Origin of the sequence: Mycobacterium lepromatosis (assembly GCF_000975265.2) — a bacterium.
In the GTDB taxonomy this organism is placed as follows: Bacteria; Actinomycetota; Actinomycetes; order Mycobacteriales; family Mycobacteriaceae; genus Mycobacterium; species Mycobacterium lepromatosis.
Map to the genome: position 1 here is coordinate 3223646 of NZ_CP083405.1, position 19874 is coordinate 3243519.

General features: G+C 54.8%; 13 protein-coding genes and 3 pseudogenes. 4 read left to right on the forward strand and 12 right to left on the reverse strand.

Going from position 1 to position 19874, the window contains the following annotated elements:
- Positions 1 to 458: 458 nt before the first annotated feature.
- The 3 genes and pseudogenes from MLPF_RS18185 to MLPF_RS15175 form a co-directional block, all read left to right on the forward strand.
- Positions 459 to 794: pseudogene (locus MLPF_RS18185) on the forward strand (CoA transferase); the annotation flags it as partial.
- A gap of 256 nt (positions 795 to 1050) precedes the next feature.
- A complete protein-coding gene (locus MLPF_RS15170) occupies positions 1051 to 1203 on the forward strand; it encodes a hypothetical protein (protein ID WP_156147337.1) in 153 nt (50 codons plus the stop codon).
- A gap of 1281 nt (positions 1204 to 2484) precedes the next feature.
- Positions 2485 to 2751 (forward strand): hypothetical protein, encoded by a 267-nt coding sequence (locus MLPF_RS15175; protein ID WP_156147338.1) that lies wholly within the window; start codon positions 2485 to 2487, stop codon positions 2749 to 2751.
- Positions 2752 to 3355: 604 nt separating this feature from the next.
- Here the strand turns inward: MLPF_RS15175 and MLPF_RS15180 are convergent.
- The 12 genes and pseudogenes from MLPF_RS15180 to MLPF_RS15235 form a co-directional block, all read right to left on the reverse strand.
- Positions 3356 to 3499: a hypothetical protein gene (locus MLPF_RS15180; RefSeq protein ID WP_156147339.1), complete on the reverse strand. Its 144-nt coding sequence runs from the start codon at positions 3497 to 3499 to the stop codon at positions 3356 to 3358.
- 95 nt (positions 3500 to 3594) lie between these two features.
- Positions 3595 to 3855, reverse strand: coding sequence for a hypothetical protein (locus tag MLPF_RS15185; protein ID WP_237817220.1), 261 nt, complete (start codon positions 3853 to 3855; stop codon positions 3595 to 3597).
- A gap of 4633 nt (positions 3856 to 8488) precedes the next feature.
- Positions 8489 to 8797, reverse strand: coding sequence for a hypothetical protein (locus MLPF_RS15190; RefSeq protein WP_045844004.1), 309 nt, complete (start codon positions 8795 to 8797; stop codon positions 8489 to 8491).
- A 947-nt stretch (positions 8798 to 9744) separates the two neighbouring features.
- A complete protein-coding gene (dnaB, locus tag MLPF_RS15195) occupies positions 9745 to 11559 on the reverse strand; it encodes a replicative DNA helicase (protein ID WP_045844005.1) in 1815 nt (604 codons plus the stop codon).
- Positions 11560 to 12105: 546 nt separating this feature from the next.
- Positions 12106 to 12564, reverse strand: a complete 459-nt coding sequence (gene rplI, locus MLPF_RS15200; RefSeq protein ID WP_045844006.1) for a 50S ribosomal protein L9 — start codon at positions 12562 to 12564, stop codon at positions 12106 to 12108.
- A gap of 42 nt (positions 12565 to 12606) precedes the next feature.
- The gene (gene rpsR, locus MLPF_RS15205; protein ID WP_045844007.1) at positions 12607 to 12861 is read right to left on the reverse strand and encodes a 30S ribosomal protein S18; all 255 of its coding nucleotides are present in this window, start codon (positions 12859 to 12861) and stop codon (positions 12607 to 12609) included.
- Positions 12862 to 12886: 25 nt separating this feature from the next.
- A complete protein-coding gene (locus MLPF_RS15210) occupies positions 12887 to 13387 on the reverse strand; it encodes a single-stranded DNA-binding protein (RefSeq protein ID WP_045844008.1) in 501 nt (166 codons plus the stop codon).
- Between the two features lie 162 nt (positions 13388 to 13549).
- Complete coding sequence (rpsF, locus tag MLPF_RS15215; protein ID WP_045844009.1) at positions 13550 to 13840, reverse strand: 30S ribosomal protein S6; 291 nt, start codon at positions 13838 to 13840, stop codon at positions 13550 to 13552.
- 175 nt (positions 13841 to 14015) lie between these two features.
- Positions 14016 to 14464 (reverse strand): annotated as a pseudogene (locus MLPF_RS18190) (type 1 glutamine amidotransferase family protein); the annotation flags it as partial.
- A 30-nt stretch (positions 14465 to 14494) separates the two neighbouring features.
- Positions 14495 to 16168, reverse strand: coding sequence for a glycosyltransferase family 87 protein (locus tag MLPF_RS15225; RefSeq protein ID WP_045844011.1), 1674 nt, complete (start codon positions 16166 to 16168; stop codon positions 14495 to 14497).
- Entirely contained in the window at positions 16165 to 18711 is a 2547-nt protein-coding gene (locus MLPF_RS15230) for a transglycosylase domain-containing protein (RefSeq protein WP_420329668.1), read from the reverse strand. The genes MLPF_RS15225 and MLPF_RS15230 overlap by 4 nt, the downstream gene beginning before the upstream one ends.
- Positions 18704 to 19139, reverse strand: a pseudogene (locus tag MLPF_RS15235) (DUF5318 family protein). Before MLPF_RS15235 ends, MLPF_RS15230 begins: the two are co-directional and overlap by 8 nt.
- Positions 19140 to 19472: 333 nt before the next feature.
- Here MLPF_RS15235 and MLPF_RS15240 point away from each other — a divergent pair.
- Positions 19473 to 19643 (forward strand): hypothetical protein, encoded by a 171-nt coding sequence (locus MLPF_RS15240; RefSeq protein WP_175266513.1) that lies wholly within the window; start codon positions 19473 to 19475, stop codon positions 19641 to 19643.
- The last annotated feature ends 231 nt before the right edge of the window (positions 19644 to 19874 follow it).

The following is a 19874-nucleotide window of genomic DNA, read 5'->3' on the forward strand; positions in this document are numbered from 1 at the left end:
TGGCTGGTCTCAACTCCGCGGTCGTAACCCATCCGATCAGCAACCTGACCCTCGAACAGCTCGACAGCCGTGACACCAACGTCGCGCCGTAAACAAGCCAAACGTGGGTTCTATACCGTCGCAGAGCCATGCGAAAAGCTCGGCAGCAACGGTGTTCGAACTATCTATCCAGGAAATTCTGAATCAGATAGCTCCTCTACCGCTTTCACATCTGCTAGTAGCCGACTTTTCCCGAAGTACTCGCGGGTCCTTTGTTCACCCCGACTAAGGGTTACCTGAGAACAGAAGTCGTCGAAGTGGAACGACCAAACAGCGATAACACCAGAGACCGGAATCCTCCGTTCGTCGATGACGAAAACACTACTATATCGGCATCAATCGCAATAAGCGCAGTATCGTGATCGACTGGAACGATGCAGCGGATCTACGTGTAAGTGTGACCAAAAAATTTAGCCGAGCACGGCGACAAACTGGTGGAAAACTTTCGCCCCAAAACGATGGAGTGGTTCGCCCTGGATGAACCGTCGATCAGCAAGATACACCCTCCACTAGTGTACTGGAGTATCCCGGCCTTCGGTACTGTCGAGATCCTCCACCTTGCTGTCTACGATCTGCTAGTGTCGGCACTTGACGAATTAACGAGTTATCACCGGGACCGATTCGGACACCCTGACCAATGCCTGGGTAGCCTTGATCGAAATCCTAGTGGAGTTGTTTGTGACAGTCAACATCCTGTCGACACCGCATGCTACGCTACCGATCCAGAGGCGGCTAACATGTCGAAATCAACCTAATGTCCGTGTCAATCTGTGCGCCGGCTAACCAATCAGCAAGTTATGTTCTGGCCAAAAGATTTAACGTTCGATGGGCAACGGGAATCTGGGTATCTCGCTCCGTACTACACCTTCATGACCGGTTACGGCAGAATGGTGCTGGCAATGATAACCTATAAGCAGTTTGGTTAGTTCCATAAGATCTTGGGCATCTCCGATGCTGACGCGGGATGAGCCATTCCTCACAAACTATATGCGCGGGCACAACTAGGTGCCGATGCGCGATAAACTCAAACACAAGCTGGCTGCGAACCCTGCAGATTATTGGATTGCAGTGGAAATTCCTCCGGGCGATGTCAACAACATCGCCGAGGCTATTAACATTTCCCAAGCAGCTGGGGCTGCAACCGATCCAGAACACACAGGATAGCGACAGTCGATTCGGCCTGTCAGATAGCCAGTACAATCAATCTGTCCGCCACACCAGTGACCTATCGCACCAGGGCGCCGAGAGATATGCAAACACAGCATCAGCACCTGCCGTTGGCTCACCCAATACGACGCGCGTAGCAATACGACAAAGAGCGCGAAACGGCCACCACCACCGATGACCACCACATCCGGAGTAGACCCAAAGCACTCGCGGCTGCCCACGCATGATCGGATGTCTGCGACGTAGGCGGCCAAGATAGATTTCTGTGAATATTCATTCCAATTGAATCCGCTGCTTCGCACAAAAACGTTGTCAACCGAAATTTGATCTGCTCGACTTTCTGCCCGATCAACCCCAAAAGAGCATCGTCAACGTCGCAACACTAACGCAGCCAGGGATACTGGCTGTTCGGCGCTGGTGCGTAGCACCTCGGTCTGTGATGCGATCATCCCGTTCTTTTCTGCAGGGTGGACGACACCCTGGCATAGATTCCCTCAACACTGTCGCCAACGCCTGGAACTGGCACTTCGGTTCTCCGGCATCCTCTTGTCCCTGCTAACTTTTCGGGTCTAAGTAAGCCACCAGCCCCACGAACTTCCCTTTGAATTTCTCTACGGCTACAGTCGGGGTACAACAGCGCGGTGCGTGACGCACACTGTGCATGCCACTCGTCGTGGAAATGCCGAGGTCCGATTACGCCGATTAGATGGTTATTACGCTTGGTAAAGCGGCTTTAAGTGGGGTTTTCGGCATAATTTTGAACGGCCATTGGGTTGATGCTGGCTTTACCGGAGCAAGGTGCCCGGGAAGCAGAGGCGTGATCATGAGTAGGCCATTATTACCATCGAGGGTGGCAAGTATCGTCGCTACAGGGATGATGCGGCAGGTTTTCCATGAGGGGGTTAGCTACACTGGGGTACTCGGTACGTGAGGCCGGCAAGTGACCTAAGCGGCTGGCTGATGGCGCATTTAAGCCGGAGGCTAGTGAATATTAGCTCTTTCCAGGCGAATTTCCTCTAACTCAGGTTGAGCTGTTTGCGCAAGACCAGCGAGACGGCAATCTGTCGGGTGTATCGGCGTTTGACGTTGCAGGAAATGCAACTGCTGTTGAGGAATTTCCAACGGATAGGAGTGGTTACAACAGCCAAACCGGTATTCCCATCGAGTGGTTGTGATTGTGGTGATCGAACAGTTCGCTGATTACCTAACCGACGAGTATGGATTGGTTTTATCGACCAGCGATAACTATCGCAGTGTCGCAAACGGGTTCCTAACCGGATGTCTTTAGGAATCCGGGGCTTGTCTGGCGAATCGGTGAACTCGTTTCTGTTGGGCCAGGACACCGACTATCGCAGCAGATCGTTGAATACGATAACTACTGGGCTGCTGGCATTGCTGCGGTTATTTCATTCACGACACTACATCTGTGCTCCATCAGCCAACGCGGTCCTGGGCGCTACGAGTGGGCGTGATTACGGTGTGGTTCGCGCGTTCGACACCGAAAAAACCGTGGCTATGGTACCTGGTGACGATCAAAGACACTAACACAGAACGACGTTACTTCGCGATCCTGACAGCGGCTGGCCTGCTTTAGATTGCGGCGGAGCCAAGAGGCAAAGGCAACGGACTTGAAGCCACTGGCGAGTACCGGTCAATGTGGTCGACACGATCGCTGGCTACTGCCGAAACGAAAACTGCCCGAATGCGATCAACTGGAACCTGGAGCAACGCGAGAAGCTGACCTGGAGAAGCTGTTCAAGCAAAACTCTGCAGCGATCTCGGGCTTCGAACAGGTTACCAGCAGTAATGGAGTAAACTCCGGCGCTGTGGAGGTTTACGCAACTAAAGGGGGGTTAAGACTAAGCCTTCTGCGCCAACCTCGTTCGACGAGGTTGGCGCAGATCAGCAACGAAAGTTGGGTTGCTCCAGGAGGCAACCATGGTCTAGCAGACCAAACTAGGTTATGGACAATGCGCTTTGCTATGGCGCGTAGTAGCCGGTACTCGCCAGTGAGTCCCCTGGTCTTAAGAAGCCTAGGTCTTTGTTTGATTTCAGGCTCATTTGATCTCACAGGTTTGTATTGAGTAACACTTGGATGGGCACCGGTAGCCCACTGCTGAGTAGGCTGTGCCGGCGTTGTACTGCACACCTAGAAATAGGGTAGCACAGCCCGACCTAACACCAGCTCATAGCGTAGTCCATCGAACCGCACCAACTCGCGTTGCAATTTCAACAATTCCTCCGGAAGCGCCGATCCCCAAGACAACACCTGATCGCTTATAATAATACTCATAATAATAAGATTATCTCGATACCCTTTCCGTACAAAGACTTGAGACCATTCTTCCTGTCCAACACTTCGCCCACGGGTCAGAGCCACGAACTTCATCAGGTCTTAAAGTAACTCAACATTGAAGGAGTCGGTATGCGTAGATCGGTGTAGGCAACGGCAGTGTTGTGCCTGGCCGCGATCGTGGTTAGCTGCTTGCCGTCGGCATCCGAACCACCGTTATCGTCGGCCAAGGCCAGAGAAAGCCTGGCCACTCTGCCTGTTCGGATGACTCCGATAGAGTGGCCATCGAGGGTAGGCAACGCCAACACCCCCAAAAACCATCGTGGTGCACTAGAATTTCCGATGTCTTTTTGCACTTACTCCGAACGTGTCAATGATCCCGAATCAGCGACACGGGCTGTCGTGCCGATGCCGCTCATGCTTTCTGTCGAGATAGATGGCTTACCCGCCTACCACCGACGGTGGTTCGATCACCAACCCGTTGATGGTTCCGGCAGATTCACTGCCGATTTCTGCTGAATGACGACGGTCCATTCCCGCTCTTAGCTCCCAAACGTTCGGTGATGCAGTACACGACGAGTCGTCGAGCAGCCACTGGGTAGCGACATCCCAGTTGACGTACATGACCGCTCAGCGGTTGCCGCCAGATGGTGTACCCGCTGTGCTGATCGGCTCAATCGAGGCCAATGCTGCGCTAAACGCGCATTCACCAAGTTTCTCGACAAGGTTAGCGAAGGCCAATATAGGGTACCTCGATCTGAGGATCCTCTCGCGTACTGAGTTGCCGTACAAGCGCCTCGTTCCCGTTTGGGGATGAATGCTCTTGTAACGCCGAAGATCACGCTGCGAAAGCATCAATTACGATACGGTTGTGGGCCCCAGACGCTGGGGATACGGGTGCGTTCCTTGTAGGTTTTCATTTTCGTGGCGGATTACGACCATGCCATCCGCAGTTTCCCAATGTTCTCACCAAGAGGACAGGAGCGATTTTCTCACCTCGGTGGCGGACTTCTAAAACCGTAACGTTCTGCACCGAAAGCTTAGACAGAACAATAGGATCAACGCTTGGACGTCACCGTTGTGCATCAACAAATGCAGCTGCGCTTTGTGCGTATCTGCAACCCCACGGGGGCGGACAACGTACGTTACCACCTAACGATGCAAAGGTGTTCGTGTTGAGTCTCTCTGACTGCCAATACAACCTGATAAAAAGGTACGCAGAGGACGATCGTCAGTCAATGAACGCCTGGATCGAAGCGTTGGTCGACATTGAGGATATGAGGTTACTACATGCAGTCTATGTCCAGTAACCTCGAATTAGTGACGTTCGCAAAAATGTGAGCTGACCAAAATTTTGAGTCCTTGCTCATAACCTCGAGCCTCGACAACAGCGGCCTTGTCCTCGGCGTGTCTTATATAACTAGATTGCCTCGGAAACAACGGTTTCGTGGTTCCTGTATTCATCGATGAACCCGCCACCGGCTTCGGGGTGCATATCGGAGCCAACGCCTGAGTCGCGCCTGGAATTATCGCCAGTCCACAAAAGACAAAGCTCGCTACATTTTATCATCGCTACGATGTCCAGTACTTCACCAGTGTGAACAATATACTTTTGACAATTCTAGTGAATCCTGATCAATAGCTGTACGTCATAACTGCACGCAACCTAATCAGAAAGAACACGAAATGCATCGATAGCAATCGTAAGCTGGGAGCACGTCAATACCGACCGTTATCGGACGGGATTCTCCTCTTTTTAGCAAATCATCCACTGAGAAAAACTACCGATGTAAATCGCTACGTTCGACTGCATCTAGAAACTCGTCTGAACTGGTTTTTTCTCCGCCTCATAGCGACAGCACACAATTTGTCTCACGATTCACTTCATTTCCTAAGGGGCACGCGATCAGTATGTATCAGATCATACGTTTATCTATTTGCTAAGCACCTCGAATTTCTCTCCCTAACATGAATCGAACGTGCACCGTAGCGCACAAACTCTGCGAAAATTTCGCAGGGGCTTTATGGTTAGATTGGCTCCACACCAACGAAAGCCGCACGATCGGCCATCCGTAACTTCGTTGTCTGTCCGAAGCAGCTCAATGTAACGCATATTGTCAAGCTCACCGTCATACTGCAATTCGGTGTGAGATTTTGAGCTTCTGAGAACACCAAAATAGCGAGAATTTGTGGTAAGCTCATTTCCGTACGCAAATGGATAGATCCGTACGGGATCGGTGTGCACGACGATCTACAGTTATCGAGGAGTCTAGTCGTCGGTGAGCTCCTACCGGTAAACTATAGTATATAAATTTTTCGCCGTTCAACGGCAATCTGCACCGGGACGACGCCGATGTTGAGCTCCAATCGCTGCCACAGTCCGGCCCATTTCTACACCGGACCAAGCATTTGCATAGGGACACCACGAACGAATAGTCGCTAAGAAGCCCGTCGAACGGTAACGAGCCGTCGAACGTCGACGGCATTAGTTCATCGAAGTCCCTGTTCGATGTTATAAATTGCAACGTGTGTGATTGGTTTGTCCAGGCCATCGACAACTTCGGTGGTAGTATAGTGAGTTCGTAATACTGAATTGAATTCTAACCATAGCCGGATGTCAGCACTTGAGCAGCTGCCGCTTCGCGATGTAGGTCCTAACGGTGGCCGACCGTGTTTAACCACCTGCCCCGACTTGGCTGAAGCCTTTAGTGGCGGGCATCCTCGCTATTTACGACCCGCTGCCCGTTTTTGGGGTCGTAGGTGCAGACTCGGGATTGAACAATCCATTTATCTCACCACCCTGGCGGATCCCTTACCACGCTGACCGTGCCGATTGGTGAGATTCCCCCACAATAAATGGGGTTCTACAACCGACGTCAAGATGCAGCGAAGATTGACCGGACTCGCCAGGCTGCTTGGACAAAACTTCGGCACGGTACGAAAGCTTGTCAATCTTGCCTGTATTGTGGCTGGCATGAAGAAGTGTACAAGCTCGGCTATTCGTCACCACAGCCCGTATTACCGCGGTGTCATCCACACCTACTAAAAGTTTCCTAGATCTTCTGTTTCAGAATGATCGAACAGATGCCGACTATAGACTCTGATAACTACTGGCCCTCTAGATCCAAACCAAAGAAAATAGGGCTGAAAATTAAGAATCTCATAGACACTAAACTGTTGCGTGACAATTCGAGTACTGCTACGGTTTGATCGCACACAAAATATATACGAAATATGCACAATTTTTTGCTCGGTCCCGAATGTAACTAAGTAAACTGTGCTGCCACACTTGAGGTCCCGGTCTTCGACTGAAGTCTTGCTCTTAATCTTCAAATTTTAAGTTATTATCGTCGATTTCCTACCCTGCTTACGCTACATTCACCGACGAGTTGAAATCTCCATTCTAAGCGGAGTTTCAAGGAGATTTGACTTATCCTGCTCTACTTTTCTTCTCGGCAGAAAATCATCATGAACGTCGAGGTAGTACTGATGGAATCTTATCCAGCAGCCGCAACTCAGGACAACACGTGCATCATCGGATGGAATCGAGTTCGCGTCTGATCTCATTGGTAGAGGTCGGCCCGTCGTCCTGCAGGGGCACAATACTGGATATTAAGGATGTCGTCACGAGAAACTTCTTGGGCAGCAATAAAATTCATCAGATTCAAAATAGTAGTCAACTGGTCCTATCTTGTGGCTCGTGCCCCTGTGTAATCAGGTAGCTGCCTATATTATCGAAGATAAAACCTACAACACCGTATGGATCAACGGTATTTTGAGGTAAATTCTGTTGTACCACTAGCTCATTGCAGTTGGTCAAGGAGTTAATCTTCAAGCCTGACCACTTCGAGTTTATAGGTCATCGGAGTCGTACACGGCATGCTGAACCGGAGCTCTTCATCGAGTTGAGCATCGATGTTCGTCAGTAGCTTACCGATACCATCAACTAAAATATCCAGTCAAGGTTGATTAGACGTTACAAACTTACCTACTGATTCGAAGTTTCGTCAGGGTAGGCGAGCATCTCAGCTTAAACGTAGTCAAACGACTCGCCACTCTCGACACCCAGCATCGTCGCGTCGAAGCAACTCCCGTATCGTGTTATGCCGACGTCCGCTGCACCTCTTCGACGCAATTAGGAACGTCTCATCCTCTTGAGCAATTTTCTTGGCGAGTTCTACACTAAAGTCTTAGTCTCAGTAGGTCCAAACATGTGAAAAATTCGCCTTGCTATAGCTCTAGGGGATACAACTGCCCACCTTGGGCGAACAGAAAGACAGAGCAACGGTTTGTTACTCTCTGGAATTGGACGATCAGTTAAGGTACGTACGGTACAGCTCTTACGCAGCTCAACTCCATTGCGTTCGCCTGGGTCAGGTAATATAAGTCGCCAGCCCAATCCATAACGCCGCACAGTCTTAATCGCCGATATTCCAGTATATTACAATTTCCCATTAAGCAACGCCGTGTCAGTTTCCGGGGCGACTAACACGTTTACCTTAATCGTTGTACCACAGCTCCCTTATTTCTACGGTCAGCGATGTCAATATACTTTCATATCGGGAAAACTACGCGGGCTGAATTTCCTTCCAAGTTGTACGCGAAAATCTCCTATCCGAATTATCTCCTGCTTCAGTATCATTTCGACCCAGAAGATACAGTAGCCATATTTGGACGAAACAGGTACAGATGCTTTTACGACCAATTTCTGACCTCCACGAGCGATCGTGTGCACCTTGCCATGCTTGCAGCAGCAGGATTTCCTGGCTGGACAAATTTCCAGTTTCATTAGAAAAGGTTTATTAAGCGCAATTGTCTAGCATTCCTGTGCTATGCGTTTAAACTCTATCGATGATTTCGTCGAGCGCGTCTATAGCTTGCCGGAGTGCATCGTTATTCTGACCACAACGCGGATTGTTCTTGATAACCAGGTAGTGCATTGATGGCACGGCTCATCATGACCGAGATTATTCTGTGCTCCGGTGGCCCCTAGGAATGCAAGACGCCGTTCGCCTGCGCACTCAACCCAATGCTTAACAGGTCCGGTTCGCGGCCGATTGATTCTGGTTCGTTGAGTCGTTCGCGTATCATCTGCCTGCAGACTTGCGGCGGCACCGGAATCTGCTCGGGCGGGGCGGGCTGCCTGCGGTTGCACGCGTGCTGCAAACGCCGCTGCAGTTTTTCACAGTCTAATCCATGTGTCTCGAAATCCAACCCCTGTTCCAAAATCACGTTCATGGCGTTGTCGATGAGCGTGCCGTCATCTGGATCCAAGTAGAGATCGGAAAAATCGGTCAATAATCTTCCTGCGTGACATCCATATCTTGTCCGCAGGGAGAGTAGAACCATTCGTGGACCAGTTGCTGGTCTTCGTCATCGATATATTTGAAATCGTCCCAGAACCGATCGAGATTGAGCCCGACGTGGGAGACGATGATCCCCTAGTTTTAGGCGTGACCGGGTGCCGCTCTATACGTTGGCGCACACGGTCCTACCGACGAACTGAATACAGGGACTTAGCGATCGGAACGTCCGGAATACGACGACGAAAGGGGGGGTGGATGATCGAATTCCTCGCCCAACATCTGCACCTGCACGATCGCATACAAGCTGCCGTTGTGCACTTAGTGCGGACTGTCCTCTTACTCTCTCTTTCCGATGGCTGTCCGCTGTGCATCTCTCGGGCTTCTACACCGCACTCTTGGTGCACACCGCGGATTTGACGCGCATGATTCACTGAGCACACCGCTGTTACCATCCGATGTCGTAACTCATCTTCGTAGAAGTGTCGTAGTCCTTGGATCGAATGATCAACTACAAACATAGAATTCTAATACGCAAATATTGCTACTACCCTCGCATCTGCATGACTTCGTCAAGAACGTGATGATAGTTATCTTCGCGATACGTAAAGAAAAGTTCACTGGGCACGCTGGGCGACGATATCCTGTTGCGCGATGCGCTGCATAATTTTGCGGAAGGTGTAGCAGTCTATCGATCCCCCCCTTCGATCGGATAGCTCTTCTGCCTTGAAATCCTGAAATAGAGTGGCTGTAAGGATCAAAACACGCTTTCGAGGGAAGCTGTCGAATACGTTCTGCTAGCCCGGCGCGGGGTTGTGATGTCTTTCGTCGACCATGATCCATCCGAATATGTCAGCCATGTTGTTTAACTAAACCAACTATGTTGCCAACCGATCACTGCAATTTTGTCAATCTTCGCTGCATCTCGACAACTGATGTCTATTACCTTGCCATATTGGTGAATCGCGACAAGTGCAGTTGATGCGCAACAGTGACTGTCTTGGTTGGGCCGTTGCGATGCTTGGCGAGAATCAAGTCCGCCTCGCCTCCACGCGGGTCGTCGCGATCGAAGGCATCCGGCCGATGCAGCAAGATCACGACGTCGGCATCCTGCTCTAGGCTTCCCGACTCCCGCAAATCAGACAACATCGGCTTCTTGTCGGTACGCTGCTCGGGACCACGATTCAGCTGGCTGATCGCCACCACCGGGACCTCGAGTTCTTTGGCCAACAATTTGAGATGGCGGGAGAACTCCGAGACTTCCACCTGTCGCGACTCGAACCGCTTGCCTGAAGTCATCAACTGAAGGTAGTCGACCACGACGAGCTTCAAGTTCGTCTTTTGCCGCAGCCGGCGCGCCTTGGCGCGGATCTCCATCATGGTCAGGTTCGGTGAATCGTCGATATACAGTGGCGCCTCACTGATTTCGCTCATCCGCCGCGCCAACCGTGTCCAGTCATCGTCGGTCATCCGGCCCGAACGCATATCAGCAAGCTTGATTTTTGCCTCTGCCGAAAGCAGCCGCATTACGATCTCGGACTTGCTCATCTCCAGCGAGAAGATAACGCTCGCCAGGCGATGCTTGATCGAACACGACCGCATGAAGTCCAGCCCAAGGGTCGAGTTGTGCGTCGGCACCATCCCGCGACCAGCCAGATACAGATGTGCAGTATTGTCCACTTCGACACATCGCACCGGAACGCTGCGCACCCGTCGTACTGAATTGATGCGCAGCACCGGAGCCATCAATGCGGCCGTGACCAGTCGCCCGGCATAGCGCGGTATGGACCCAGCCACAGCGATAGTGTCCAGCCCACAACGTAACTGGGCCGACGTCCGGATGCCGTAACTCGTCGGCCATTGGTGCTGGGCGTCTGCGACAATGACGGTACCGTCGGAAAACTCGATCTCGTAACATGGCCGACCCAGCATGACCTCGGTCGCGGCCACCACACGCGTCGGTGTTTCGTCGGCGGCCAGCAACTCATCACCGACAGCAACATCACCCATCGCCGTCCAGCCAGTCGGTGTGGGCAGCGGTGTATCCAGCGCGAGCGCCTTGCCCACACCTGGGCGAGCCGCCACGATGATCATCTGTCCCGGATGCAAACCGTTGGTTACCTCATCGAGTTCGGTAAAGCCAGTCGGCGCGCCACGCGAGATGCCCCCGTTGGAAGCGATAGCGTCGAGGTCATCCATCGTCGGCTGCAGTAGATCCTCGAGAGATACGTAGTTCTCAGAAAGCCGGCACTCGGCTACGTCGTAGATTTCTGCCTGCGCGCGGTCGACCACCTCGGCCACGTCGGCACCCTCAGCGCCGGCGTAGCCGTACTGCACCACTCGCGTGCCGGCCTCCACTAGTCGACGCAGCAGCGCTTTTTCAGCGACGATGCCCGCATAGTAGCCTGCATTGGCGGCGGTCGGCACCGTCGAAATCAAGGTGTGCAGATAAGGGGCGCCACCGATCCGGCGTAACAATCCGCGGCGGTCCAATTCGGCGGCCACCGTCACCGCGTCGGCCGGCTCCCCACGCCCGTACAGATCCAGGATCGCTTCGTAGATATTCTGGTGTGCTGGACGATAAAAGTCACCAGAACGCAGCCGCTCGAGAACGTCAGCAATGGCGTCCTTACTCAACAGCATCCCGCCCAACACCGACTGCTCAGCGGCTAAGTCCTGCGGTGGTTGACGGCCGAAATCTTCACTGGGTGGAACTGCGTCCATGCCTGGGCGCGCCAGATCATCTACGACCGTCACTGACCCTACACCTCCCCCGCCACAAACACCCTAACACAAGCATTCGAACAGGCATTCGATACGCCAATGTTCGAAGCGTAGGTCAAGGTCCCCACACCCGCGCCCCAAAGCACCCAGCCACGTCGCGCCGGGATGACGGTAGACGTTGCTGGCGAGTACTCCAAGTAGCTACTGTTCATGAAGCTGTGCATCGTGTGTGCATACCCGTCGACACTGTGTGAAGCGGGGTGTGGAGAAACTATGGATCAGTCTGGCGCGCTATCACATCACTGCAGATAAACGTCCCATAAGACAACAGATATTGTGTGAAAAAGAATCTCTTCGGCGTGTCGAGCCAGGTTACTGTGCCGGGCGTGTTGGATTTCAGCCAGATTTTGGAAGCGTTACGTATTGGTAACGATTAATGACTCTGTAGTTGCCAGAAATAGTTCGCCAGGAAAACCCGACGTCCCCCCAGAACCACTCTCTGAAGACTGTCCACGCACGAACAAAACCCGGTAACAGCCGATCAGCAACTGTCACCGTAGGTCAACAAACGTTGCGTTCTTACCTCGCCGCGACAACGTCGAGTGACACCACGACATCGATTTCAGGGTGCAAGTGCACCAATACCAGGTGCGTCCCGACGGCCTTGATATGGGTTTTGGGTAGCCGCACGATTCGCTTGTCGAGGTTTGGCCCGCCCGCCTTCTTGATGGCGGTGACAACATCACTGGCAGTCACGGAGCCGAACAGCTTGCCGGAGTCAGCTGCTGTCTTCACCGGCAGCGAGATCGCACCTAACGCCTCGATCGCCACCTTGATTTCGTTGGCGTGCTCGCGGTCACGCATCGCCTTCGTTTCACGGGAGCGGCGGATCTCGGCAGCCTCTTGCTGGGCACCTCGCGAGGCAAGAATCGCCAGACCGTGTGGGAGCAAGAAGTTTCGACCGTACCCATCTTTTACCTCAACAATGTCACCGACGGAACCAAGGTGGTCGACGTCGGCCGTCAGAATCAGCTTCATCGTTTTCGTACTTTCCGTTGGGCTTGTAGCGGTTACCGTCGGTTATCTCGCCGAGGAGGTAAAGGGCAGCAGAGCCACCTCGCGGGCGTTCTTCACCGCGATCGCGATGTCGCGCTGGTGTCGCACACAGTTGCCAGTGACCCGACGGGCCCGGATCTTGCCCCGCTCACTGATGTACGTGCGCAGTAGCGTGGTGTCCTTGTAATCGATTTGCTGGTTTTTCTTGGCGCAGAAGACGCATTTACGCGCTTTGGCCGGCTTCTCCGGTACTGGACGCCGCTTGGTGGACTTGGCCATGTGTGTAATTCTTTCCGTTTAGTTGCTAGAAAGGGGGTTCTTCGTCACCGCCGCCGAAAGAGCCCGACATTGGGGCACTGCCCCACGGATCGTCACCTACTCCGCCGCTCATTTGCGCCGGCGCCTGACGGGATCCGCTACCGAAGCCGCCGCCACCACTGCGGCTGACCTTGTTGACCTTGGCAGTGGCATACCGAAGCGACGGGCCGATCTCATCGACCTCGACCTCGACAACTGTGCGCTTCTCGCCCTCGCGGGTCTCGAAGGAACGCTGTTTGAGCCTACCGGTAACGATCACTCGCGCCCCCCGGGTGAGGCTTTCAGCCACATTCTCCGCAGCTTCCCGCCAAATATTGCACCGAAGGAACAGCGCTTCGCCGTCTTTCCACTCACCGCTTTGACGATCATAGATCCGCGGTGTCGATGCAACGGTGAAGTTCACCACGGCAGCACCGGACGAAGTGAACCGCAGCTCGGGGTCAGCGGTCAGATTTCCGATAACGGTGATAGTGGTGTCGCCAGCCACAATTTCCTCCCTAAATTTGGCCCTGTTCCTCAGCCTTGGCGCGGACGTTGGTCATGAGCGTGTTTTCGGAGAGCCTACGCAAGGGCGTCGACTGCGGACGGCCGTTCGATTGGTGCCGTATGCCTGACTCGCCCCCGCTACGCGGGCCACATCGTCGCCAGACTAGTGCTTGTCGATTCGCATTACCTTGGTGCGCAACACCGACTCGTTGAGGCTGAGCTGGCGGTCAAGTTCGGACACCGTTGCCGGCGCAGCCTTCAGATCGATGACAACGTAGATGCCTTCGGCGTGCTTGGCGATCTCGTAAGCCAGCCGGCGCCGACCCCAGATGTTGACCTTATCGATAGCTCCACCGTCCTTGCGGACGATGTTGAGGAACGTCTCCAAAGACGGCCCGACGGTGCGCTCGTCGAGCGTGGGGTCAAGAATGACCATGATTTCATACGGACGCATAGAAACCTCACCACCTCCTCTGGTCTATACGGCCACGGTCGATCCGCAGCAGGAGGGTCGCCTGCATCAGCAACTACACCACCCTACCGGACGACGGGCTTACCGGAAAAATCCGGGCCGCCAGCCAATCGGTCACAGTTCCAGCTGCGTCGGTATTCGTCAGTCCTGGCTTTTCTGTTGCCGCGGCGGCCTGTTCCAGCGTGCCAGAGCCGAATAGCGGCAGGTCGTATATCGATAAACAGCATGAGCTGCCTGCGCTACTGGTCGATCGACAAGGAGCCCAACCGGCTGCAAGGCCTTGTCGATGCCACTGAAGGTCACCACGGCGGTGATGATCCGCTGCGGGGTACTCAACGACACGTTCGGGCACGTAGCGCGCACCCGATTTGTTGAGCAGGTCCGCAGCACTCCGGTGCGTCACCGTGGATCAACTGACAAATTCCCGCACCCTCGGGGAACACCATCTCCATCGGGTGCGTCGACTTCGTCGAAATTCGCATCGCAGGTTAGACCTAGCATCACGTTTTCGGTGTGCATCTTTTCTCAATGGTGCCCGACAAACACTACATTGATCAACGGAATACTTTGCAGCACTTTGTAAGGGCCGACGGCGTCGGGCGCCGTCGGCCCTTACAAAGTGCTGCAAAGTATTCATCACGGCCGTCGGGGGCTAGAAGCTGTTGCAGTGGAGGCCAGCTCGGTTTCAGTTACCGATGATGCTGCCAGCGTGACTACCCGCCGCATCCCGGCCGGATGCAACCAGTCCGGCAGCCAACACGGCGGAGCGTACGGGGCGCGATCGAAAGGCCCGCCCGCCGGATCATCCACCCGTCCACCCAGCCGCACCGGATCCTCGTCGGGACGATAAATTTGACGAATCACCAGCACGCACAGCATCACGACCGCGATATCGCGCAACAACACAGTCGCGGTGAACCACTGCTCCGGGAGCGAACGACTTGGATTGCCGTACAGGTAATACATCCGCGGCACCCACACCAGGGCATCGATCGTCATCCATGCCAGCAGCACCCGGCGCTGCGGCAGGGCCAGCACTGCCAACGGCACCAGCCACAACGAAAACTGAGGGCTCCAGACCTTGTTAGTCAACAAGAATACCGCCACCAGCAAAAACGCTAACTGCACTACTCGCGGCCGTTGTACAGCAGTCAGGGCAATATAAACTATTGCTGCACAACACAATGCGAACAGCATCGTTACTACGACGTTGAGCACCAGAGGTGGCTCCCAGAAGCCCAGCTTGGGATCGAAACCGCGCCAGCCAGTAAACGATTTCACGACATTATACAACGAGTCCACGTCGTCCCCACGGCGGGCGTTGAACCGGAAAAACTCCGACCAGCCGCGCGGGAAAAATAATAGCACAGGAAGATTCACCAACAACCAGGTTGTTGCCGCGGTCACCGCGGTGCAAGCCACACCTCCGAGGCGCCCGGTTCGGACGCCCAAAACAAACAACGGGACCAAAAAGAGCAGCGGATAGAGCTTGGCCGCGGCACCTAACCCGATCAACACACCAGCAAATACCGGTCTGTTCCGCGCCCACGCCAGCAATCCACTAGTCGCGAATGCTGTGGCTAACGCGTCGAAGTTGGTGAACATCTGAAAGATCACCAACGGAGACGCGGCGACCAGGGCTGCGTCCCAAATCCGGCGGCCAGCCAGCTCCACGGTGGCCCAGATAGTCGCTAACCAGGCCAACGCCAGCCCGAATGCGGCGACGTCGAAGAACATCACCACCTCAGGAATCACCGGTAGACTGAGCGGTTTGCTTAGTGTCGTGTAGCTCTTAGCCACCGCCATCGATATATACTGATAGATACCGGTTAGCACCGGATACTCCATATACCGCACCACCGGACGACCGTCGTAGCGGGTCTGCGGTGTGCCGCTACTGTCGGTTTCGATCCAGCTCGATTTGTACGGAAACTTGCCCTGGCTCAACAACTCTGTGCCGTAAAGTGGCACGGTATCAGAATAACACAACTCGTAATATGCGCGTTGGTTATCCCAATTGGGGACCCGCTGATCGCCCGGTCCCGTTCCAGTGGTTTGCAGGCAAGCTGCCTTCGTAGACCAACCGAGCGCCAGGAATACCAGTCCAATGAGAAACATCACCCGGAGCGGTGTCATCAGCCAACTACGGCCGATCATCGCATGGCGACCTACCGATCCGCCGATCACATCTGCTAGGGCGGCACCCAAATAATCAGTGCGGCTGGGGCAATCGCGGTTGTCGGCGCTCCGGCGATCGGCGGCCAACGGCTGCGGCGAGGTAATGGCACTGTGCTTCTGAGCGTTGATCACGGTGGCGTTGTTGAAGTTGTCGGTTCGGGTGATTCCTGTGTCGGCGCGATAGTGACCGTCGTGGGCGGGCCGACCGGTATGATGATGCCCGGTGCCACCTCGATGGTGGGCTGAATAACCCTTTCCGAAGGCGGCGACAATACCGCTGGCGGCAGTGACGGCACGCCCGCGTAGCCACCTACTTCAGTCGGCTTGGGGAAACTCTCGTTAGGGGTGCCCTCCAGGGCGCCATCCATAGTCGACTTCCAAATGTCCGACGGCAGCCCGGAACCGTAAATCGCTGCGCCTGAAGCGGTTATCAGCGGCACATTGTCTTCGACGGTACCAACCCACACCGCCGTCGACAGCGACGGTGTGTAACCGACCATCCAAGCATCCTTGTTAGCGGTGGTATCGCCCAGCTGGACCGTGCCTGTTTTGGCTGCCGACGGCCGCCCGCCAGACAAATTGTGGCCATGCGAATAGCCTGCAATCGGCTGCATCGCCGCAGTAACGTTATCGGCAACGGCTTTGACGATGCGCTGCTCGCCGCTGTTATCCGCAGTGCTGGCATCGAAAAGTACTCGGCCCTTAGCATTAACAACTTTTTGTACCAAGTGCGGTCTGTGGTAAACGCCGGATGCGGCCAACGTGGCGTATGCCGATGCCATATCGATCACACGGGTTTCATACTGGCCCAGAACGATTCCGTTGTTGGGCGGTCCTCCGTTGCCATCCTCAGACAGGGTGTGCGCTACACCAGGGAAGCTGCTCGCGATACCAGCTTGGTGCGCGGCATCCGCAACAGCCTGCGGTCCATTCTTGAGTTTGAGCATCAGACGGTAGTAGGAGGTGTTCAACGAGAGCTTGAGCGCCTCAGCGATATTGCAGGTCCCACAACTCTCGCCTCCGTTGTTGGTGATCTTGATGCCGTCGACGGTAAGCGGGGAGCTGTCGACCCGATAGCCCAGGCCGATACCTTGTTCAAGCGCGGCAACGAGCGCGAATACCTTGAACGAAGAGCCAGTTTGCAGCCCAGCCTGGGCAAAGTCAAAACCGTTGGCGTCAGCACCGCCGTAGTAGGCGCGTATCGCACCGTTATGTGGATCGATTGAAACGATGGCAGCGCGCATGTCGGAATCCTGTCCGTCAAGGTATTTCGATACCGCTTTCTCAGTCACCCGTTGAGCCTGCGGATCGATGGTGGTAATGACTTGCAGCCCCTGAGTGTTCAGGGTTTGTCGGTCAATGTTAAATAGTTCGAACAGCTCTTTGACCACCTGACGCTCGATGAGTCCATTGGGTCCGGTGGTCTGATTTTGTGCACGAGCCTGGTCAGGCGGTACGGTAGCGGGAAACAGCTGTGCTGACCGATCAGTCGGCGACAGGGCCTTGATGTCCACCATGCCATCCAGTACCCAGTTCCAGCGGGCCGTAGCACCCTTGAGATCGATAGCCGGGTCTAGGACCGACGGCCGCCGAATTAGCGCCGCCAACAGTGCCCCTTCGGAGAAGGTGAGCTGCTCCACGGGCTTATCAAAATAGGCCTTGGCCGCAGCTGAAATTCCGTAGGCTCCCCTACCGAAATAAATAATATTCAGATAAGACTGTAGCACGTCGTCTTTGGACCATGCTTCCGACATTTTGATGGCTATGACCAATTCCTTTATCTTGCGCATCAAACCGTTAAACCCCTGGTGTGCAGAACCGACTAACGCGTTCTTCACATACTGCTGGGTGATCGTTGACCCGCCCTGCAGATCTCCGCTGCCGAAAAGGTTGTTTTGCGCTGCTCGCACGAAGGCTCTGAAGTCGAACCCCGGGTTCGAATAGAAGTTGCGATCCTCTGCAGCAATAACCGCCTGGCGTACATGCACCGGCACTTGGCTGAGATTGACATCAACCCGGTTACCTTCGGGTGGAACAATTTTGGCGATCTCCAAGCCATTGCTGGCTAGGATCGTCGAGACCTGGTTAGTACGGATGTCACCTGGCCTGGGAACGTCCACCATAAAGTAGGTCATGGTGAAGGTGACGATAGGCAACAACACCACCACCACGGTGAGATACACCAAGTACCGCACCCAGCGCCAGCTCACCTGCCGGTTGAGGGGCAGGAGCCATGCCCGATTCGACTGCGAGCCAGGCACTCTCCGGCCAGGCCCAGCAGGGCCGCCAGGCTGTTCGGGTGGCGGTGGCCCGCTTAGCATACAGCGTCCGTAAACCGGCCTGCCACCGCCAACGGTGGCTGCCGACCGACCGTCCAGCGTGGTCGTGACCTCATTAATAGGGTCGCGCCGCGAGTACATGGACATCGGGAACGCCGAGCGGAAGGGTGTAGTCGACGGGGGACTGTCCAAAGCGGCCTTGACGGCCTCGAGAGGATCCACCCACCCGGCCAATCGCTCGTCGATGACGGGCGGGACGATCGCCGTCATACGTTCATCAAGTGGAGCCTGAAGACGCTGACCCGGCTGATCAGAACTTGCACGGTCCTCCACCCGCTCAGTCGCTGGCCCGCTCACATTCTTAAGCGACTGATCGCGGTGGCTGTCGTTATTCAATGGCCATGCGGGCGCCATTGCGCGCCGTCCGGGTGGCCCGGGTATCTCTTGGGCGGCGGTGCTGGCCGTGCTGCACCGAGCACATAGGACCTAACCAAGTAATTCCAGCTACAGGTACAGCATACCTCCACCACGTAGACTGCGAACTCCTCGTAACGTGTAGCCAGCAAGACTAACTCCTCGGCGGTACGCGCCGAACCGGAAACTGCACCCAAGTGATTGCCGAACACCCACGACACAAGTGTGAGCTGTTCCTTTCGGCAAATCGGGCACATCACCTGGCTCGGTTTCCCGTGAAATTTGGCCGCACGGAGCAGATAGGAGTTTGCATCACACACTTCGGACACGTCTGTACGTCCCGAGTACACCTCGGTCAACAGAAAGCGCCGCCGAAGGGAGTAGTTTACCACCTGACGCTGCAGTCGCACGGTAACCAGAGTACGTGCTCAACCGCACCACCGAAACGCAAACTCGACGCCGTTACCCACCCGTTTCCGGACCTAAGTCGCGGGTATTTATCACCACCTTGGTCGCTGAACTGCATACCATCAACCCCATGACCAGATGGCCCAGAAGCCTGCCGAATGACAGCAATAACAAGGCAACCCAGGCAGGACCCGAGCTAAAGACAGCAACCGCCAGGATACCCGTATGATCCTTGATAACACCCTAAGTGATGGCGAGCCCTCCACGGAAGAACACCGGGAACGGGGCGCTAACGTGACCAAACGCCCTGAACATTAGGTGATCTGCGCCCCGTAGTGGCCTATCTGCACGCCAACTACACTTTTCTCCATCAGGCCGCGCCCTTTTACTACCCGGTACACCGCCCACAAGCACTATCCTCAGTCGCCCTAGAGCTCGCGGGTAGGCCCATCCTTGGAGGGCCCAATTTCGCAGTGTCGGTGCTGCTGGGCGTCGGCATCGGCTGAGACCGTATACGAGAAGGCCAGATCGCTACTAGACTGCACCACCGAATCCTGAAACTAAGCTCGACGGGGGCGCCCATGGTGACTGCCCCCGTCGGGGTAACATCAACCGCTCGGCGAGCTCACTGGCCTGATCCTGATGGAGTAGACCTGCAAAAGATTTGGCTACACCCTAAGCCGCCAGTTGATGATCGACCCGGATTACGCGGCGCTCGATCGCCCCGATCCCACCGA

What these genes read in the sequence shown, in the direction of transcription:
- MLPF_RS15170 (WP_156147337.1), top strand. Translation starts at nt 1,051, where the DNA reads ATGCGCGATAAACTCAAACACAAGCTGGCTGCGAACCCTGCAGATTAT.
- MLPF_RS15175 (WP_156147338.1), top strand. Translation starts at nt 2,485, where the DNA reads ATGTCTTTAGGAATCCGGGGCTTGTCTGGCGAATCGGTGAACTCGTTT.
- MLPF_RS15180 (WP_156147339.1), bottom strand. Translation starts at nt 3,499, where the DNA reads ATGAGTATTATTATAAGCGATCAGGTGTTGTCTTGGGGATCGGCGCTT.
- rplI (WP_045844006.1), bottom strand. Translation starts at nt 12,564, where the DNA reads ATGAAGCTGATTCTGACGGCCGACGTCGACCACCTTGGTTCCGTCGGT.
- rpsR (WP_045844007.1), bottom strand. Translation starts at nt 12,861, where the DNA reads ATGGCCAAGTCCACCAAGCGGCGTCCAGTACCGGAGAAGCCGGCCAAA.
- rpsF (WP_045844009.1), bottom strand. Translation starts at nt 13,840, where the DNA reads ATGCGTCCGTATGAAATCATGGTCATTCTTGACCCCACGCTCGACGAG.